The organism is Nocardioides nitrophenolicus, from assembly GCF_016907515.1.
In the GTDB taxonomy this organism is placed as follows: Bacteria; Actinomycetota; Actinomycetes; order Propionibacteriales; family Nocardioidaceae; genus Nocardioides; species Nocardioides nitrophenolicus.
In genome coordinates this window covers 1,264,562-1,283,285 of sequence record NZ_JAFBBY010000001.1, presented here as the reverse complement: position 1 = coordinate 1,283,285, position 18,724 = coordinate 1,264,562, and the positions used below count along the sequence as shown (strand labels likewise).

The following is an 18,724-nucleotide window of genomic DNA, read 5'->3' as shown; positions in this document are numbered from 1 at the left end:
ATGGGCGGCACCGTTGAGGTCACCGGACTCACCAAGAGCTTCGGTTCCCAGAACATCTGGAGCGACGTCACGCTCACCCTCGAGCCGGGGGAGATCACGGCGTTGCTGGGCCCGTCCGGAACGGGGAAGTCGGTCTTCCTCAAGTCCCTGATGGGCCTGCTCAAGCCGGAGGCCGGGCGCTGCCTGGTCAACGAGGTCGACATGGTGACGGCCAAGGAGTCGCTCCGGCTGGAGCTGCGCAAGAGGTTCGGCGTGCTCTTTCAGGACGGTGCTCTGTTCGGGTCGATGAGCGTCTACGACAACGTCGCGTTCCCCCTGCGCGCCCACACCCGCAAGAACGAGACGCAGGTGCGGGAGATCGCGATGGAGAAGCTCGACTTGGTGGGTCTGCTCGGCCAGGAGCACAAGCTCCCCGGTGAGATCTCGGGCGGCATGCGCAAGCGGGCCGGCCTGGCCCGCTCGCTGGTGACGGAGCCCGAGATCATCCTGTGCGACGAGCCGGACTCCGGTCTCGACCCGGTCCGGACCGCGAACCTCGCCCAGCTGCTGCTCGACGTCAACGCCGCCACGGACGCCACCATGCTCGTCGTCACCCACAACATCGAGCTGGCCCGCACCCTGCCCGACAACCTGGGGATGCTCTACCGACGCCGGCTGGTGATGTACGGCCCGCGTGAGCAGTTCCTGCTCACCGACCACCCCGTGGTGTCGCAGTTCATGGCGGGGGATCCGGTGGGACCGATCGGGATGAGCGAGGAGGTCGACCACTCGATCAACGCGCCGCAGCTCGACGAGTTCGGCTACCCGGTCCCCGGCGGGGCTCCCACCATGGTGCGCGCCGGCGCGCGGGCGATCGAGGTGCTGCCGCGCCAGCTGCTGCCGGCGAGCGGCATGTCGCGTCCGGCGACCGAGCGGCACGCTCGCCGGGTGGCCGGCGGCGACGCGCGGCTGTACGTCGCCGACGACGAGGAGGCGGACCGACCCCCGGCCGTCGTCCGCCCCGACCCGCTCTCCCGCGCCCTCGACCAGACCGGAGCGTTCTTCGCGCTCGGGCTCGACACCCTCCGGGCGGCGTTCCGCCGGCCGTTCGCGGCGCGGGAGGCGCTCGACCAGTTCTGGTTCGTGACCAGCGTGTCGTGGATCCCGGCGATGCTCATCGCGATCCCGTTCGGCGCGGTGATCGCGCTCCAGCTCGGGACCCTGACGGTGCAGGTCGGTGCGCAGTCCTTCACCGGCGCGGCCTCGGTCCTCGCCGTCGTCCAGCAGGCGGCGCCGATCGTGACCACCCTGGTCATCGCGGGCGCCGGTGGCGCCGCCATCTGCGCGGACCTCGGCTCCCGCACCATCCGCGACGAGATCGACGCGATGCGGGTGATCGGCGTCGACCCGGTCCAGCGCCTGGTCGTCCCGCGCGTGCTCGCCTGCGTGATCGCCGCGGTGCTGCTCAACGGGCTGGTCTCGGTGGTGGGCGTCCTCGGGGGCTACTTCTTCAACGTCATCGTCCAAGGCGGTACGCCGGGCGCCTACCTCGCCAGCTTCACCGCCCTCGCGCAGATCCCGGACCTCGTTGTCGGTGAGCTCAAGGCGATCGTCTTCGGCTTCCTGGCCGGTGTCGTGGCGGCCTACCGCGGGCTCCACACGCGGCCGGGGCCCAAGGGCGTGGGGGAGTCGGTCAACCAGTCGGTGGTCGTCACCTTCCTGCTGCTGTTCTTCGTCAACTTCGTCGTCACCACGCTCTACCTCGAGCTGGTGCCCGGGAAGGGAGCCTGAGATGACGGTCTCGACACGTCCGGCGAGGGGTGGGCGGCCGCCGACTCCCGTCGCACGCCGCCCCTGGTGGGACCGCCGCCTCGACCGGGTCGCACAGGCCGGCCGCAACCTCCGGTTCTACGGCCGGGTCCTCGCCGGTATCCCGGCGGCGCTCCGGCTCTACCCAAAGGAGGTGTGGCGGATCCTGTCGGAGGTCTCCTTCGGCACCGGCGCGCTGGCCGTCATCGGCGGCACCGTCGGCGTGATGACGGGCATGAGCCTGTTCGTCGGCACCGTCGTGGGGCTTCAGGGCTATGCCGCGCTCGACCAGATCGGCACCAGCACCCTCAACGGCTTCATCTCCGCCTACTTCAACACCCGCGAGATCGCGCCGCTGGTCGCCGCGCTCGCCATGTCCGCCACCGTCGGCGCCGGCTTCACCGCCCAGCTCGGCGCGATGCGGATCAGCGAGGAGATCGACGCGGTCAAGGTGATCGGGCTGGACGCCGTGCCCTTCCTCGTCTCGACGCGGGTCGTGGCCGGGTTCATCGCGATCATCCCGCTCTACGTCATCGGCCTGCTGACGTCGTACGCCGGTAGCCGGCTGGTGACCGTTCAGCTGCGCGGCCAGTCGGCCGGCACCTACGACCACTACTTCCAGCTGTTCCTGCCACCGGTCGACATCGTGCTGAGCTTCGGCAAGGTGCTCGTCTTCGCGGTGCTGATCATCCTCATCCACTGTCGGCTGGGCTTCTTCGCCCGCGGTGGACCGGCCGGCGTCGGCATGGCCGTGGGCCACTCCGTGCGCCGCACCCTCGTGGTCGTCGCCGTCCTCGACCTCGCGCTGTCGATGGCGATGTGGGGCACCACCACGACCGTCAGGATCGCCGGATGAGCGCCGGGTGGGGCCGGGTCCGAGACCTCCTGCTGGGGCTCGGGTACGGCGGCCTGGTGCTCGCTCTGGGGGCGGGCACCTGGCTGGGCTACAACCAGGTCTTCGTCGACCGCAGCGCCCTCACGCTGACGACCGGTGCGCTCGGAAACGCACTGCAGAAGGGATCGGACGTGAAGCTGAACGGAGTGCCGGTCGGGAAGGTGACCGCCGTCGAGCCCCGCAGCGGCGGGGCGACGCTCACCCTGGCGCTGGAGCCCGACGTGCTCGACGACCTGCCGACCGACACCACGGCGCGGCTGCTGCCGAAGACCCTCTTCGGTGAGCGGTACGTCGCCCTGGTCCGGCCCGACACCGGCGGCGCGACGCTCGAGCCGGGCGACACGATCCGCCAGGACGCGTCGGCGTCGGCGGTCGAGCTGGAGGAGCTGTTCGACCAGCTGCTGCCCGTGCTGCGGGCGATCCAGCCCGAGAAGCTCTCCGCGACCCTGGGCGAGCTGGCGCTGATGCTGCGCGGCCAGGGTGGCGCGCTGGGCGACACCGTCGTGGCGTGGGGCCGGTATCTCGAGAAGCTCAACCCGCTCACGCCGCAGATGGCCGACGACCTCGCGGCGTTCGGCCGGGTCGCCCAGACCTACGCCTCCGCCGCGCCCGACCTCGTCGACGCCCTCGACAGCATGACGACCACCTCGCGCAGCATCGTCGCCGAGCGCACCGCGACCACCCGGCTGTTCGCCTCGGTGATCGTGGCCGCCGACGACGCCAACGGCTGGCTGGTCGCCAACTCCGGCACCGTGATCAAGCTGTCCCAGGAGAGTCGCAAGGCGCTGGAGGCGGTGGCGCCGTACGCCGTGCAGTTCCCGTGCCTGTTCCGGGCGCTGCGTGCGTTCGTCCCGGTGATGGACAAGACCCTCGGCAAGGGCACCGCCGAGCCGGGGATCCACGTCGTGCTCAACGTGACCCCCGACCGCGGACGCTATGTCGTCGGCAAGGACGACCCGACCTACCGCACCAAGGGCACGCCGCGCTGTCCCTACCAGGACGGCAGCGTGAAGCCGGTCGGCTCGCGCGAGACCGGCGACGGGCCCGAGCGGATCCCACCACCCCCGAGCGACCGCGTGCAGCGGCTGTTCGCCGAGGCGGCGGGCCTGGGCGAGGCGAACTCGCCCGCGGAGAACCGGCTGATCGCCGAGCTGATGGCGCCGGAGGCCGGGGTCAGCCCGGCCGCGTACCCGGCCTGGGGCAGCCTGCTCGTGGGGCCGCTGCTGCGGGGCGCGGAGGTGGAGGTCCGATGAGCAGCCGTCATCGCGGTCTGGCCACCACCCTGACCAAGTCGCTGGTCTTCGCCGTCGTCACCGTCCTGGCGACGCTCGCGCTCGCGGCCACGATCCGCAACGGAACCTCCGGACCGAGCGGCGAGTACGTCGCCGTGTTCGACGACGCCACCAGCCTCAACAAGGGCGACGACGTGCGGATGGCCGGCGTCAAGGTCGGCACCGTCCGCCGGGTCGAGGTCACCGACGGCCGGCTCGCCCGGGTCACCTTCACCGTGGCCGACGACGCGCCCCTCGGCGACGGGGCGCGGGCGCTGCTGCGCTTCCGCAACCTCGTCGGTCAGCGGTACGTCGCCCTCGAGCCCGGCGACGTGACCGGCCGACGACTCGAGCCGGGCCATGTGTTCGGGCTCGACGAGACCCAGCCGGCGCTCGACCTGACCGTGCTCTTCAACGGCTTCCAGCCACTGTTCCGGCTGCTGGACCCGGAGGACGTCAACAACCTGAGCGCTCAGGTGATCGCGGTGTTCCAGGGCGAGGGACCGACGGTGCAGGGCTTGTTGAAGAGCACCGCGAGCCTCACCTCCACCCTCGCCGACCGCGACCAGGTGATCGGCCAGCTGATCACCAACCTGTCGTCGGTGCTCGGCGTCGTCGAGGAGCGGTCCGACCAGCTGGACACCACGCTGGTCACGCTCCAGCAGCTGGTCAGCGGGCTCGCCGCGGACCGGGTGACCATCGGCTCGACCATCGACGGGATGGGCGACCTGTCCGAGAGCGTGGCCGGGCTGCTCGAGGAAGGGCGGGCGCCGCTGAAGCGCTCCATCAAGGCGCTCGGCGACCTGTCGGGGATCCTCGCCAACAACGAGGACGTGATCGACAAGGCCCTGGCGACGCTGCCGACCAAGCTGGAGCGGATCGCCCGGCTGGCCAGCTACGGCTCCTGGGTCAACTTCTACGTCTGCTCGATCCAGGGCCGGATTCCCCAGCCCGAGGGCTACTACGGCGATCTCGGCGTCCAGCCGATCGCGGGGAGGTGCCGCTGATGGCACGCACGAAGCGGCGGTTCCCGACCGCCTTCGCGGAGCGCAACCGGGTGGTGATCGCCCTGATCGGCATCGCGGGCCTGGTCGCCGCCTTCTTCGCGACGTTCTACGCCGACGAGCTGCCCGTCGTCGGCGGCGGGGCCCGTCACGAGGCCTATCTCGCCGAGGCGGCGGGGCTGCGGGCCGGCGACGAGGTCCGGGTCGCCGGGGTGAAGGTCGGCAAGGTGACCGAGGTCGACTTGGTCGGCGACAAGGTGCTGGTCGGCTTCCGGGCCAAGGGCGTCGAGATCGGAAGCGAGTCGACGGCGGCGGTGAGGATCAAGACGCTGCTCGGCCAGAAGTACCTCGCGGTCGACCCGCTCGGCGCGACCGCGCTCGAGGGGCCGATCCCGCTCGAGCGCACCACCACGCCGTACGACGTCAATGCGGCCTTCTCCGATCTGTCCTCGACGATCGGCGAGATCGACACCGTCCAGCTGGAGGAGAGCATGACCACCCTGGCCGGGGTCTTCGCCGAGACCCCCGCCTCGGTGCGGGGCATGGTCGACGGGCTCACCCGGCTCTCGCGCACCATCGCCAGTCGCGACGAGGACCTGGCCCGGCTGTTCCAGGCCACGTCGGGTGTCAGCGGCAGCCTCGCGTCGCGCACGGTCGAGATCGGCAATCTCGTCGACGACGGCAACCTGCTGCTCACCGAGCTGGCGAGTCGTCGTGAGTCGATCCGGCAGATGCTGCGCTCGACGACGACCCTGGCCCGCGAGCTCGCGGGCGTCGTCCGCGACAACCAGAAGCAGCTCAAGCCCGCGCTCGACAAGCTCGACCGGGTCGCGGCGATGCTCCGCCGCAACCAGCAGCACCTCAGCCAGGCGCTCGAGGTGCTCGGTCCCTACTACCGGATGCTGACCGCCGCGTTGGGCAACGGCCGCTGGGTCGACTCCTACATCTGCGGGCTGTTCGACGCGAACGCCAAGCCCGTGCTCGACAACGACGTGGTCCGCGACTGCCGCCCCGGAGGTGCCTCATGAAGTCCCCGACCCTGCGCTGGGCGGCGATCACCGCCGGCCTGGTGCTCCTCGCCGCCACCGCCGTCGTGGGAGTGCGGCTGCTGCGTCCCGGCACCGAGCTGAGTGCCGACTTCGCCTCGGCGGTCGGGCTCTACCCGGGCTCCGACGTCCAGGTGCTCGGGGTCCCCGTCGGCACCGTCACCAAGGTGCTGCCGGTCGGCGGGAAGGTGCGGGTCACGATGCGCCTCGACGAGGGACGCAAGGCCGCGCCCGGCACCGGTGCCGTCATCGTCGCGCCGACCCTCGTCAGCGACCGCTACGTCCAGCTCACCCGGCCCTGGGTCCGTGGCCCCGCCCTGCGTGACGGAGCCCGGATCAGCGAGACGGCGGTGCCGGTCGAGATCGACGAGATGTACCGCAGCATCGCCGAGATGGGCGACGCGCTCGGCCCCCAGGGCGCCAACCGCGACGGCGCCCTCACCGCGCTCCTCGAGGCGATCGCCGAGAACCTCGACGGGCAGGGGGCGTCGATCAACACCATGCTGCGTGACTTCTCGAAGGCCTCCGCCACGGTCTCCGGGGTCGACGACGACTTCTTCGCGACCATCACCAACCTCGACACCCTCAACCAGACCCTGCTCGAGCACGACCAGGGGGTGGCCGGCGCCAACCAGCAGCTCGCCGTCGTGGCGCAGTACCTCTCCGAGGACCGCGAGAACCTCACGTCGTCGATCACCGAGCTCGGCAAGGCCCTCGCCCTGCTCGAGGGCTTCGTGAAGGAGAACCGCGGCGCGCTCAAGCGCAGTGTCGACGGGCTGCGCGGCCCGACCCGCGTGCTCGTCAACCAGCGTCGCTCGCTCGCCGAGGCCGTGCGCACCATCCCCCTGGCGCTGCAGAACCTGCTCAACACCTATGACGGCGCCTCCAACACGCTGCAGGGTCGCGGCAACCTCAACGAGCTCACGCTGTGGAGCGGCGACGGCAAGTCCGCGCGCACCTCCGACGACGCGCCGCCGCTGTTGCTCCCGGGCCTGGACGGAGGTGAGTGAGGTGCGTATCCCTCGTCGTACGGCGGCCGTCCGGGCCGGGCTCCTCGGTCTCGGTCTCGGCGCCCTCACCGGCTGTGGTGTCCTCGGCGGTGGTGTCTACGACGCGCCGCTGCCCGGCGGCGCCGATCTCGGACCCGACCCGATCACGGTGAGCGCGGACTTCGCCGACGTGCTCGACCTGGTGCCGCAGTCCAGCGTGAGGGTCGACAACGTCACCGTCGGCCGGGTCACCGACATCGCGCTCGGCGCCGACGGGCGCACCGCCAGGGTCACCTTGAAGGTGCGCCGCGACGTCGACCTCCCGGCGGCCACGACCGCCCGCCTGCAGCAGACCTCGCTGCTGGGGGAGAAGTACGTCGCGCTGGTGCGTCCCGAGGGCGGCGGCGAGAACATGCCGGCCCCGGGACGGCTCGCCGACCATGCGGTGCTCACGACCGCCGACACCGGCGCGGCCGCCACCGCCGAACAGGTGCTCGGTGCCCTGTCGCTGGTGCTCAACGGCGGTGGGATCGGACAGTTCCAGGAGATCTCCCGTGAGCTCCAGCAGGTCGGCGCCGGCCGGACGGCCGAGGTGCGGGCCTTCCTGGAACAGCTCGACAGGTTCGTCGGGGTCCTCGACCGGCGCAAGGACGCCATCACCGGCGCGATCGACGGCCTGGCGCGGCTCTCGACCACGCTCGACGACGACCGGGACCGGATCGCGAGCGTCCTCGACGAGCTGTCGCCGGGCCTGAAGGTGCTGGTCGAGCAGCGTCCCCAGCTGACCAGGATGCTGACCTCGCTCGACCGGCTGTCCAAGGTCACCGTCCGCACGCTCAACGCCTCGCAGCAGGACATGGTTCGCGACCTGCGAGCGCTCGACCCGATCCTCTCGGAGCTGGCGAAGGCCGGTTCGGACCTGCCGCACTCGCTCGAGATCCTGTTGACCTATCCCTTCCCCGACTCGGTGCTCGACGCGATCCGCGGCGACTACCTCAACGTCTTCATGACCACCAATTTCCGCACTCTGCCTGGGGGATGCGCGGAGATTGGCTGCCCGTGGCCCCGGGCCACGGCAGGTGGCGGGTCGGCGGCGCGCTCCAGGGACACCTCCCTGCCCAAGGAGCCGCCGCCGACCATGCTGCCGTCCACCGACAGCGCGAACCCCGTCACGGGCACGCCCACGGTGCCGGGCCCGTCGATCCTGCCGAGCACCCCGTCCTCGGCCGGCTCGGCGAGCGGGTCCCCGAGCGGGTCCTCGAGCGGGAGCCCGAGCGGGTCCCCGAGCGGACCGGCTGCCGGAACCCCCACCGGCGCCCCCACCAGCCCGAAGGGCACCACCGACGGCACGCCGAGCGGCGCGGCCACCAGCGAAGGAGGCGAGTGACGTGCAGCAGCTCACCCGCGGAGTCCACGTCAAGCTCGGCCTGTTCGTGGTGGTCGCCCTGCTCGGCACCAGCTACCTGGGTGCGACGTACGCCGGCTTCACCCCCTTCTCGGACGGCTACCGGGTCACCGTGTCGCTGCCGGAGGCCGGGGGCCTGTTCGTCCACTCCGAGGTCACCTACCGAGGCGTCCAGGTCGGCAAGGTCACGGCGATGGAGCCGACGGACGCCGGGGTCGAGGTGAGTGCCGAGATCCGGCCCGGCGCACCCGCCATCCCGGCCGACGCCACGGCCTGGGTGCGCAACCGGTCCTCGATCGGCGAGCAGTACCTCGATCTCGAGGGCGCCACCTCGACCCATCTGCTGGCCGACGGCGACCACCTGGCGGCCGGGCGCGATGCGCTTCCCCCCGACCTCTCCGAGGTGCTGCGGTCCGGGCGCGACCTGGTCGCGTCGATCCCGTCGGAGGCGCTGAACACGGTCATCGACGAGACCTATCTGCTCGCGCAGGGCACCAGTGAGGACTTCGGTCGGCTGTTGCGGACCTCGCAGGACTTCCAGAAGGCGGCCGACGACAACTTCCTGGCCAGTGCCTCCCTGATCCGCAACTCCGACCGGGTGCTGGCCACCCAGGAGGACGCCAGCACCGCGATCGGCGCCTACAGCGCGGACCTGGCCCGGTTCGCCCAGGCGTTGGCCGGATCCGACAGCCAGCTGCGGACCCTGATCGCGGCGACGCCGGGGGCGGCGCGTGAGCTGAGTCTGCTGCTGCGTGACGTCGGACAGCCGCTGTCGAACCTGATGGACAACCTGGTCTCCACCGCGACCGTCTTCGGCGCCAACGCGACCGGCATGCGCGACGCGTTGATCCGGTTCCCCGAGGCGGTCAGCATCGGCTGGGCGACCACCAGCGCCCGTGGCATCAACCTCGGCATGGTGCCGACCTTCTTCAACCCGCTGCCGTGCACCACCGGGTACGCCGGCACGGCGCTGCGCCGCGGCACCGACGCGTCCGACGGGCCGCCGCTCAACCGCCGGGCGGGCTGCACCGCCCCGCGCGGCGAGGGCAACGTGCGCGGCCCGCAGGCGGTCGCGGGCGGTGCCGACGGCGGGGCCGCCCCGCGTCCGGCCGACGTCGTCGAGGACCTCGACGACCTGCTGGGAGGGCGGTGAGCGTGACGGACCAGACCGAGAACGAACAGGAGTCCGTGGCCGCGAGCCCGGAGCGGTCCGCGACCAGGGCGATCGAGCTGGGTCTGCTGGTGCTCGCGGGCGTCGCGCTCGCGGCCGGCCTGGTCACCTGGCAGCGGGCCGGCGACCACGACGCGGCCGCCGTGCGCCGGGCGGCGCTGCGCGACGCGGTGCTGATCACCGCGCGCAGCCACATCGAGACCATGAACACCCTCGATCACGATGATGTCGACGGTGGCCTGGAGAAGTGGCAGGACGTCACGACCGGCACCCTCAAGGACCAGATCGCGGCCACCGACGCCGAGACCCGGCAGCTGATGGCCGAGCAGCAGATGGTCTCCACCGGCCGGGTCGTCGACGCGGCCGTCCTCGACCTCACCGCGAGCACCGCCACCGTGGTGGCGTCGGTCGAGGTCACCGTCCGCGACGACGCCGACGCGGCGGCCGCACCCAGCGTGAAGCGCAACCGGTTCGCCGCCGACCTGGTCAAGGTCGGAGACCGGTGGCTGCTCGAGGGCCTCGACCAGGTCGCGGTGGAGATCAAGTGAGCGCCGTCCGCAGGCATGTCGCCCTGGTCCTGACCGTGCTCCTCCTCGCGGCGGCCGCCGTCGCCTTCTGGCGGGCCGGCGTGGCCCGCGACACCGACCATGTCGCCAACCACGCCGTCGTCGACGCCGCCGCGACCACCGCGGTGCAGTCCGCGGTGGCCTCGGCGCTGGTCCGGGTGTTCAGCTACGACTACAGCGACCCGGGGCCGACCCAGCAGGCCGCCGACGACCTGCTCGAGGGCGAGGCCCGTCGGCAGTACGACCTGCTGTTCGCGGCCCTGCAGGACAAGGCTCCGGGCCAGCAGCTGGTGCTCACCGCGCAGGTGCAGGTCGCGGCGGTCGAGGAGCTGACCGCCCGCACGGCCCGGCTCCTGGTCTTCCTCGACCAGGCCTCGCAGCGGGCCACCGACGAGGAGTCGGCGGTCTCGGCCGCCCAGCTCGTGGTTCGTGCCACCAAGACGGGCAGCACGTGGCGGATCTCCGGCATCGATCCGCTGTGACCTCGGGCGTCCGTGACCGCGAGCCTCCCCGTGAGCCGGCGTCCTGGGTAGGGTCGCCGCCATGACCGACGGTGCCGGAACCCGCGCCCAGCGCCGCTTCGCGCGCTGGTATCCCGACCTGATGCAGCGTGCCGAGGACGCCGGCCAGGCCGAGATCCGCGCGCGCCACCTCGCGGCCGCCCGGGGCCGGGTGCTCGACCTCGGCACCGGCAACGGGTTCTCGGTGCCGCACTACCCGGCGGCGGTCACCGAGCTGGTGATGGTCGAGCCCAACCCGGGTTTGCGCCGGCGGCTGCAGCGTCGTACCGCCGACATCCGGGCGCGGGCCTGGGAGATCGTCGACGGCGACGCCTACGACCTGCCGTTCGCGGATGCGTCCTTCGACACGGTCAGCGCGTCACTGGTGTTCTGCTCGCTGGACCGTCCGGAGGCCGCGCTCGCCGAGCTGGCCCGGGTGGTCAGGCCGGGCGGGAGCTTCCTGTTCCACGAGCACGTGCGTGGCACCGGCCTGCTCCGGGTGCTGCACGAGGTGGCGACGCCGCTGCAGTCACTCATCGCCGACGGCTGCCACCTCAACCGTGACTTCCTCGGCCTGCTGGAGAGTTCGGCGTTCCGGGTCACCGAGGTCGAGCGTCTCCGGATGCCGGGCCCGCCGGCGCGGGTCACGCCGATGGTGGTCGGCGTCGCGGTCAGATGACGCCGGCCGCCACGGCGACCTCGCGGTAGGCCGCCGCGAGCGAGGCGACGGTCTCGTGGGCATTGAGCCCGCTCGGGTTCGGCACCACCCACAGCTCGGCGCCGGACCACAGGTCGTCGATCGTCTCGGGCTGCCGCCCGGGGACCGCCTTCGGCAGCCCGAACGCGGTGCGGTACGCCGTGATCCCGGCGATCGCGACCACGCGCGGCCGTTCCCGCGCCACCAGTGCGACCAGCTGCTCGCCGCCGGCCCGCAGCTCCTCGGCGGAGAGCTCGGACGCCTTGGCGGTGGCGCGATGGACGACATTGCTGATCCCGATGCCGCGCTCGCGCATCATGGTCCGCTCGGCGTCGCTCATCCCGTCGGCGGGGTCGATCGGCTCGGTGATCACGCCGCCGAGCAGCAGCGCGGGATAGAAGCGGTTGCCGGGGTGGGCGAAGTGGGTCTGCGTCGCGGCGGTCCACAGGCCCGGGTTGATGCCGACGAAGAGCAGCTTGAGCTCGTGGCCCGGTGCGTTCGGCAGCAGGTCGGGGACCACCGCGTCGCGGTAGGACTCGAGCTCGGCTCGGGTGAAGGTACGGCGCGCCACGCCCCGAGCCTGTCACGATGAGCCCGTGGCCCAGGAGCCGGCACCGTGGAACACCTTCGTCGAGGGCGACAACCTCGACGTCCTCGCCGCGCTGCCCGACGAGTCCTTCGACCTGATCTACCTGGACCCGCCCTACAACACCGGCAACGACTTCGCCTACCACGACGACTTCAGGGGGGCGCGCGGCGCGGGTCCGGCCGGCCGTCATGCCGCGTGGGTGGCCTACCTCCGCCCGCGGCTCGAGGCGGGCCGGCGGGTCCTCGCGTCGACCGGCGCGCTGTTCGTGAGCATCGACGACCATGAGGTCGCCCACCTGCGGCTGCTCCTCGACGAGGTCTACGGCGAGGCGAACTTCCTCGCCCAGATCGTGGTCAACCTCAACCCGAAGGGCCGCCAGCTCGGGAAGGGCTTCGCGACCTCCCATGAGTACCTGCTGGTCTATGCCAAGGACGCCGCCCGGTGCGTGCTCGACGCGAGCTCGGAGGCGACGGTGGTCGAGTCCGACTTCCCGCTCGAGGCGCCCGACGGCCGTCGCTACCGCCGGCTGCCGCTGCGCAACACCAACAAGAAGTTCAACCCGCTCTCCACGCCGACCCTGCACTTCGCGGTTTGGGGCGACCCGGTGTCGGGGCGGGTGGCGACCCGGCCGTTCCCGGGCGCGGTCGAGATCAAGCCGGTCTTCGGTGACGGCACGCCGGCCGTGTGGCGCTGGTCCCGGCCCCGGATCGACGAGCGGCCCGACGACCTGGAGTGCCGGCTGGTGCGCGGCACCCGGGGGGAGCGGGTCGACGTCTACCAGCGCGACTGGCGCCACCCGGTGGGCGGACGCCGCAAGAAGCTGCCGACCATCTGGCTCGCCGAGGAGGTCGGCTCCACCGACACCGCCGTCGCCGAGCTCAAGGCCCTGGTCGGCCACGTCTTCGAGTCGCCCAAGCCGACCGGCCTGCTGCTCCGCGTCCTCGGCACCATGCCCGACGACGCGCGGGTGCTCGACTACTTCGCCGGCAGCGGTACGACGGGCCACGCCGTCGCGCTCGCCAACGCGGCCGACGGCGGCCGGCGCACCTGCCTGTCGGTGAACTCCGCCGAGCCCACCCGGCCGGGCTCGAACGCCGAGCGGGCCGGCCACCCGACGGTCTCCTCGATCACCCGGACGCGGCTGCGGGCGGTCGCCGAGCGGGTCGGCGGCGGGTTCGCCGACCTCAGCTGACCCCGGCGGCCTTCTCCAGCGCGGCGAGCTCGTCGTCGAGGAAGGTGAGCAGTCGCTGCAGGTGGGGGACGGTGCGCCGGCAGCCGGTGAGGCCGAAGCCCATGTTGCCGGCGTAGGAGGTGCAGGTGATGTTGAGCGCCATCCCGTTGATCGGGATCGAGACGGGGTAGTTGCCGACCAGCTGCGCGCCGTTCCAGTAGTGGGGGACCCGTGGTCCGGGGACGTTGCTGATGATCAGGTTGTAGGGCGGGCGCACGATGCCCTGCATCTTCAGCATCGGCACCACGATCGAGGGCGCCATGCCGATCGCGCTCATCGCCACGATCTGGTTCGGCGTCATCGACGACAGCGCCTCCTTGCCGTCCTTCATCGACTGGCTGATGGTGCGCAGCCGGTCGGCCGGGTCGGCCTTGTCGGTGGCCAGGCGGACCATCACCGAGCCGATCGCGTTGCCGCCGTCGGCCGAGGGCGTGCCGGCCGGGCGGCCCTTGAGCCCGACGGGGACCATGGAGACCATCGACTGCTCGGGCAGTGCGTCGAGCTCGGTGAGATAGGTCCGCATCGCGCCGCTGCACATGGCGAGCACGACGTCGTTGATCGTCGTACCGGTGGCCTTGCCGACGCCGCGGATCCGCTCCACCGGCCAGTCCTGCGCGGCGAAGCGGCGGGCGCCGGTGATCGACTGGTTGAAGATGGTGCGCGGCGCGGCGAGGGACACCGCGGACGTCTCGTTCTTGAGCCCCTTGCGCAGCGTCTTGACGAGGGCGAGCGGCATCCCGGCGGCGTCGGCGCTGAGCGAGAGGGCGGTGCGGACCGCGTCGCCGGGCAAGTCGGCGAGGGTGCGCGCCGCGGTCTGCAGCGCGGCCGCCGGCGGCTCCGGCTCCCGGCGGCGGGCGGCGCCCTCGGCGAAGGGCGCGGGCATCGCCCGGCGCTCGGCGTCGGAGGAGAGCACGCTCGCCATCAGCCGCATCGCGGAGATGCCGTCGACGAGGGCGTGGTGCAGCTTGGTGTACATCGCGACCCGGCCGTCGGCGAGGCCCTCGATGACATGGGTCTCCCACAGCGGTCGCTCCCAGGCGAGCCGGGTGGAGTGCAGCCGGCCGACCAGCTCGAGCAGCTCCCGCACCCGGCCGGGCTGGGGGAGCGCGCTGTGCCGCACGTGGTGCTCGATGTCGAACTGCTCGTCGTCGCGCCAGACCAGGGTGCCGCCGGTCTTGACCGAGCGGTACGGATGCTTGAGGAACAGGGGTGCGATCCGCTCGGTGTCGCGCATCGACTCGAACATCTGGCGTACGTAGTCCGGTCCCGCGTCCGCCGGCGGCTCGAAGAGCTGGAGCCCGCCGACGTGCATCGGCATGTTGCGGTTCTCCGCGAGCAGGAACGCCGCGGAGGTGGGATCGATCAACCGGTTGCCGGGAACGGAGACCACGGAGCAGCCCCTTTCGTCGCAGTGGCCCCCGATCCTTGCGCTTCGTGACGGTCGCCACAAGAGAATGGGCCGGCGGGTCCAGGCGTGATCCGTTCCGGCACGGGGTAGGAGGGCCCCGGCCGCACGCGAACGGATGGGATCAGGTCTTGAGCAACATCACCCCTCCCGGCTGGTACCCGGACGGTGACGGCATGGAGCGCCGCTGGGACGGCTCCGACTGGACCGACGAGCGCCGCCCGATGACTCGGTTCACGCCGGCCGACGAGTCGACCCGGGCCCGCCCGGCGCCGCCCGCGGCACCCGCCCCGACGCCGGCGCCCGGACCTGCGCCCGCTCCCGCGTCCCCGCCGGCCGGCTACGGCCAGGTCCCCTCGCTCGGGTACGACGGCGCCACCGCCCCGCAGCCGATGTCCCCGATGCCCCCGATGCCTGCCCCGGCGAGCCGGCGCCGGCTCGTGCTGTGGCTCGTGCTGGGCGTCGTCCTGGTCCTGCTCGCCGCCGCCGCCGGCACCCTGGCGGCGCTGCGGCCGTGGGCCGACGACGCGCGTGCCGGCGACGGCGGAGACGGCGGCCCGGGTGGTGCGGACCACCCGGCCGCGATCCAGGGCGACCTCGACGGCGACGGCCACGGCGACGCGGTCTTCTACTTCTCCCCGGACTACGACCGCACCACCCGGATCACGGCGAGCAGCAATGGCACCGTGTTCACGACCAGCGAGCGCGCGGTCGAACGGTCCGAGGAGCCGGCCGAGCTCTCCCTCGACTGGGACGACGACGGCGTCAACGAGCAGCTGAGCTGGTCCTTCGTCGAGGACGCCGACCAGCTCACCCTGTCCTCCACCGACAAGGAGTTCCCCGGCGACCAGACCTTCCGGCTGGCGTTGTCGTCGCTCGAGGAGTTCGGCACCCGGATCCAGGTGCAGGCCGGCGACTTCGACGGCGACGGCACGCCCGACCTCGCCCTGATCGGACCCAACGACCGTGCCGTCGATGTCCAGGTGCTCCTCGGCGACGGCACCGGTGGGTTCGCGGACCCGGTGCGCTGGGCCTCGCTCACCAACGCGACCATCGACTCGACCGAGATCCGGGCGGGTGACTTCGACCACGACGGCCGGGCCGACCTGTGGACCCGGCTGCCGGCGGAGAAGGTGAAGGACGAGGACTACACCGGCTACTACTCCGGGAAGCGCGGCTACGCCCTGCTCACCTCGACCGGGCGCGACTTCGCGGTCGGCGCCGTCGTCGAGGACGACCTGTTCGCCGACGCCTACCTGGTCGGCGACGTGACCGGCGACGGTACGACCAGCCTGGTCGCGGTCCAGGCCAGCTCGTACCACGAGGAGCTCCAGGTCACCGTCTACGACCTCGCCGACGGCCGTCCGCGCGCCGTCGACGGCTTCACCGGCGTCTCCACGATCGGGCAGCGGGCCCTCCAGGGCGCCACGCTGAGCGACGTCGACGGCGACGGCCGGGGCGACATCGTGTTCGTGGTCAAGGCCTCGCAGGAGTCGAAGTTCACCGGGGTGCAGGTGATGAGGTCGACCGGCAGCGGCTTCGAGCGCGCGACCGTGTGGGCCGAGACGCCGGCGTGCGACAGCTCGGACTGCCGGATCGAGTTCCCCGAGTCCTGACGGGCTAGAGGCCCGCCTTCAGCTCGGTCACCACCGAGTCGACGACGGCGACCAGGTCGTTGCCGGTCCGCTCGGCGACCGCCCGCTGTCGCACGTACGACGGCCCGCGGGTCGCGATGTCGAGCACCGACGCCAGCTCCGCCTCGCAGCCGAGCCGGGCGGCGACCGGCTCCAGGCGGGGCACCAGCTCGGCCAGGTCGTCGGTGACCAGCCGCTCGCGGGAGTCGGCGTCGAGGATCACGATCGCGTCGACGCCGTAGCGCGCCGCCCGCCACTTGTTCTCCTGCACGTGCCAGGGCGGCATGGTGGTGAGCGTCTCACCGGCCGCGACCCGCTGGTCGAGCCAGACCACCAGGCAGTGCATCAGCGCGACCAGGCCCTGCATGTCGGCCAGCGTCGAGACGCCGTCGCAGATCCGGTTCTCGAGCGTGCCGTGGTTGATCGCGGGACGCAGGTCCCAGCGGATCTCGCTCAGCTCGTCGATCACCCCGGTCGTCAGCTGGTCGTGGGCGAAGTGCTCGAACTCCTCCCAGCGCTCGAACTGGAACGGCAGCCCGGCGGTCGGCAGCTGCTGGAACATCAGCGCGCGGTTGGAGGCATAGCCGGTGTCGACGCCCATCCAGATCGGCGACGACGCGGAGAGCGCCTGCAGGTGGGGGTAGTAGGTGAGCAGGCCGTTGAGCACCGGCAGCACGCGGTCCCGCTCCGGCAGCCCGACGTGGACGTGAACGCCCCAGATCAGCATCTGCCGGCCCCACCACTGGGTGCGGTTGATCAGCTCGGCGTAGCGATGGCCCTCGGTGAGCTGCTGCCCGGTCCAGTCCGCGAAGGGGTGGGTGCCGGCGCCGTACAGGTCCAGGTCGAGGTCGTCGGCCGCGCTCGCGACGTACTGCAGGGTGTCGCGCAGGTCCGCCATCGCCTCCCCGACGGTCCCGCACACCCCGGTCACCACCTCGACGGTGTTCTTCAGCAGCTCCTTGTGGAGCTTGCCCGGCTCGGGCATCCGCGGCTTGGCCCGGGCGAAGAGGTGAGCGGCTTCGTTGCGCAGGTCCCGGGTACGACGGTCGACCAGCGCGAACTCCCACTCCACCCCCAGGGTCGGCTCGGCCGAGCCGTGGAAGTCGATGCGCACGCGATCAGCGTAGAGGCGACCTGACAGAGTTGGGGGATGGACGACCTGCGGACTCTCCACCGCACGCTCGACCTGTGTCTCAAGGTCGGCGAGGTGCTGCTCTCCTCCGGGGCCGGCGCGCCCGATGTGGTGGCGACGATGCGGGCGCTGGCGCGGGCACTCGGCGTACGGCACACGCAGGTGGACGTCACCTTCACCTCGCTCGCGATGAGCGTCCAGCAGGGCCCGGACGAGCCGCCCGTGGTGCAGCTGCGCGCGGTGACCCAGCGCGAGATCGACTACGAGGACCTGACCCGTGTCGACCACCTGGTCCGGGACGTGGTCGCGGGGGAGACCGACCTCGAGGGCGCTCGGACCGCGCTGGCGCAGATCGTGTCGTCGGGCCACGCGCGGCCGCGGTGGGCGGCGACGCTCGGCTGGGGCGTGATGTGCGGCGGGGTCGGGCTGCAGCTCGGCGGCAACCTGGTCGTGGTGCTGGTCGCGATGCTGGCCGCGATCTGCATCGACCGGCTCCAGCTGCTGATGACCCGGCGCCGGCTGCCGGGCTTCTACCAGCAGGTCGCCGGCGGCGTGGTCGCGACGCTGCTCGCGGCCCTCGGCACCCGGCTCGCCGAGCCGTGGATCCACCTGAACGCCTCGCTCGTCGTGACCGCCAACATCATCATGCTGCTCGCCGGCATCGGCTTCATGGGCGCGGTCCAGGACGCGCTGTCCGGCTTCTTCGTCACCGGTGGCGCCCGGATCCTCGAGGCGGTGCTGGCCACCGCCGGCATCATCGCCGGCGTCAGCGGCGGGCTCTCGCTGTGCGCCGCCGTCGGCCTCGACATCCCCAGCCTCACCCTGCCGCGCTTCGACCTGGTCGGGGTGACGACCGTCGGGGCGGGCGGCGCGATCGGCGCGGCGGCGTTCGCGTTCGCGTCGTACGCACCGCTGCGCACGCTGCTGCCGGTCGGCATCCTCGGTGGCCTGGCCATCGCCGGCACCGAGGCGCTCTCGGAGGCCGGCACGGGCCGCACCTTCGCCGTCGGTCTGTCGGCCTTCGTGATCGGCGTGTTCGGCTACACCGTCGGCCGCCGGTTCCGGGTGCCGCCGCTGGTCGTCGTGGTGTCGGCCGTGGTCCCGCTGCTGCCCGGCCTCTCCATCTACCGCGGCCTGTTCCTGCTCGGCCAGGAGGGCGGCCAGCAGGCCGCCCAGGGCCTGCTCGCGATGGTCACCGCCGCCTCGGTCGCGATCGCGCTGGCCTCGGGCGTGATCCTCGGCGAGTACGTCGCCCAGCCGGTCATGCGGGAGGCCCGCCGGGTCGAGGCGCGGCTCGCCGGTCCCCGCCTGGTGGGCGTCACCCGGGCCCGGCGCCGGTCCCGTTCCTCCCGGCGTATCTGACGAATGGGCTGTGAATCAGCCGGCTAGGTCAAGCGGTCG

Annotated in this window: 17 protein-coding genes; 14 read left to right on the top strand and 3 right to left on the bottom strand. The window is 72.2% G+C overall.

Going from position 1 to position 18,724, the window contains the following annotated elements:
- The 11 genes from JOD66_RS29765 to JOD66_RS06235 all read left to right on the top strand — a co-directional run bounded on the left by JOD66_RS29765 (position 1) and on the right by JOD66_RS06235 (position 11,314).
- On the top strand, positions 1–1,770 hold the full coding sequence (locus tag JOD66_RS29765) for an ABC transporter permease (RefSeq protein WP_443678746.1): 1,770 nt from the start codon (positions 1–3) through the stop codon (positions 1,768–1,770).
- 1 nt (position 1,771) lies between these two features.
- Entirely contained in the window at positions 1,772–2,644 is an 873-nt protein-coding gene (locus tag JOD66_RS06280; RefSeq protein ID WP_204836047.1) for an MlaE family ABC transporter permease, read from the top strand.
- Positions 2,641–3,936, top strand: coding sequence for an MCE family protein (locus JOD66_RS06275; RefSeq protein ID WP_204836046.1), 1,296 nt, complete (start codon positions 2,641–2,643; stop codon positions 3,934–3,936). Before JOD66_RS06280 ends, JOD66_RS06275 begins: the two co-directional genes overlap by 4 nt.
- Positions 3,933–4,961, top strand: a complete 1,029-nt coding sequence (locus tag JOD66_RS06270; protein WP_204836045.1) for an MCE family protein — start codon at positions 3,933–3,935, stop codon at positions 4,959–4,961. The genes JOD66_RS06275 and JOD66_RS06270 overlap by 4 nt, the downstream gene beginning before the upstream one ends.
- Positions 4,961–5,986: an MCE family protein gene (locus JOD66_RS06265; RefSeq protein WP_204836044.1), complete on the top strand. Its 1,026-nt coding sequence runs from the start codon at positions 4,961–4,963 to the stop codon at positions 5,984–5,986. The genes JOD66_RS06270 and JOD66_RS06265 overlap by 1 nt, the downstream gene beginning before the upstream one ends.
- A complete protein-coding gene (locus tag JOD66_RS06260; RefSeq protein WP_204836043.1) occupies positions 5,983–7,014 on the top strand; it encodes an MCE family protein in 1,032 nt (343 codons plus the stop codon). Before JOD66_RS06265 ends, JOD66_RS06260 begins: the two co-directional genes overlap by 4 nt.
- A 1-nt stretch (position 7,015) precedes the next feature.
- Entirely contained in the window at positions 7,016–8,380 is a 1,365-nt protein-coding gene (locus JOD66_RS28955; protein ID WP_204836042.1) for an MCE family protein, read from the top strand.
- A 1-nt stretch (position 8,381) separates the two neighbouring features.
- Positions 8,382–9,551: an MlaD family protein gene (locus tag JOD66_RS06250; RefSeq protein ID WP_204836041.1), complete on the top strand. Its 1,170-nt coding sequence runs from the start codon at positions 8,382–8,384 to the stop codon at positions 9,549–9,551.
- A gap of 2 nt (positions 9,552–9,553) precedes the next feature.
- Positions 9,554–10,117 (top strand): hypothetical protein, encoded by a 564-nt coding sequence (locus tag JOD66_RS06245; RefSeq protein ID WP_204836040.1) that lies wholly within the window; start codon positions 9,554–9,556, stop codon positions 10,115–10,117.
- Positions 10,114–10,617: a hypothetical protein gene (locus JOD66_RS06240; RefSeq protein WP_204836039.1), complete on the top strand. Its 504-nt coding sequence runs from the start codon at positions 10,114–10,116 to the stop codon at positions 10,615–10,617. The genes JOD66_RS06245 and JOD66_RS06240 overlap by 4 nt, the downstream gene beginning before the upstream one ends.
- A 61-nt stretch (positions 10,618–10,678) precedes the next feature.
- The gene (locus JOD66_RS06235; protein WP_204836038.1) at positions 10,679–11,314 is read left to right on the top strand and encodes a class I SAM-dependent methyltransferase; all 636 of its coding nucleotides are present in this window, start codon (positions 10,679–10,681) and stop codon (positions 11,312–11,314) included.
- Here the strand turns inward: JOD66_RS06235 and JOD66_RS06230 are convergent.
- A complete protein-coding gene (locus JOD66_RS06230; protein ID WP_204836037.1) occupies positions 11,307–11,903 on the bottom strand; it encodes a mismatch-specific DNA-glycosylase in 597 nt (198 codons plus the stop codon). The genes JOD66_RS06235 and JOD66_RS06230 overlap by 8 nt on opposite strands.
- A 25-nt stretch (positions 11,904–11,928) precedes the next feature.
- Here JOD66_RS06230 and JOD66_RS06225 point away from each other — a divergent pair, with 25 nt between their 5' ends.
- Positions 11,929–13,113, top strand: coding sequence for a site-specific DNA-methyltransferase (locus JOD66_RS06225; RefSeq protein WP_204836036.1), 1,185 nt, complete (start codon positions 11,929–11,931; stop codon positions 13,111–13,113).
- Here the strand turns inward: JOD66_RS06225 and JOD66_RS06220 are convergent.
- Complete coding sequence (locus tag JOD66_RS06220; protein ID WP_307823340.1) at positions 13,106–14,542, bottom strand: WS/DGAT/MGAT family O-acyltransferase; 1,437 nt, start codon at positions 14,540–14,542, stop codon at positions 13,106–13,108. The two genes, JOD66_RS06225 and JOD66_RS06220, sit on opposite strands and share 8 nt — an antisense overlap.
- A 146-nt stretch (positions 14,543–14,688) precedes the next feature.
- Between JOD66_RS06220 and JOD66_RS06215 the strand changes: the two genes are divergently transcribed.
- Positions 14,689–16,173 carry an FG-GAP-like repeat-containing protein gene (locus tag JOD66_RS06215; protein WP_204836035.1) on the top strand — a complete coding sequence of 495 codons (1,485 nt, stop codon included), beginning with the start codon at positions 14,689–14,691 and terminating at the stop codon, positions 16,171–16,173.
- Positions 16,174–16,177: 4 nt separating this feature from the next.
- On the opposite strand, the gene JOD66_RS06210 is transcribed toward JOD66_RS06215, so the two are convergent.
- Positions 16,178–17,305, bottom strand: a complete 1,128-nt coding sequence (locus JOD66_RS06210; RefSeq protein ID WP_204836034.1) for a glutamate--cysteine ligase — start codon at positions 17,303–17,305, stop codon at positions 16,178–16,180.
- Positions 17,306–17,341: 36 nt separating this feature from the next.
- Here JOD66_RS06210 and JOD66_RS06205 point away from each other — a divergent pair, with 36 nt between their 5' ends.
- Positions 17,342–18,685 (top strand): threonine/serine exporter family protein, encoded by a 1,344-nt coding sequence (locus tag JOD66_RS06205; protein ID WP_204836033.1) that lies wholly within the window; start codon positions 17,342–17,344, stop codon positions 18,683–18,685.
- The last annotated feature ends 39 nt before the right edge of the window (positions 18,686–18,724 follow it).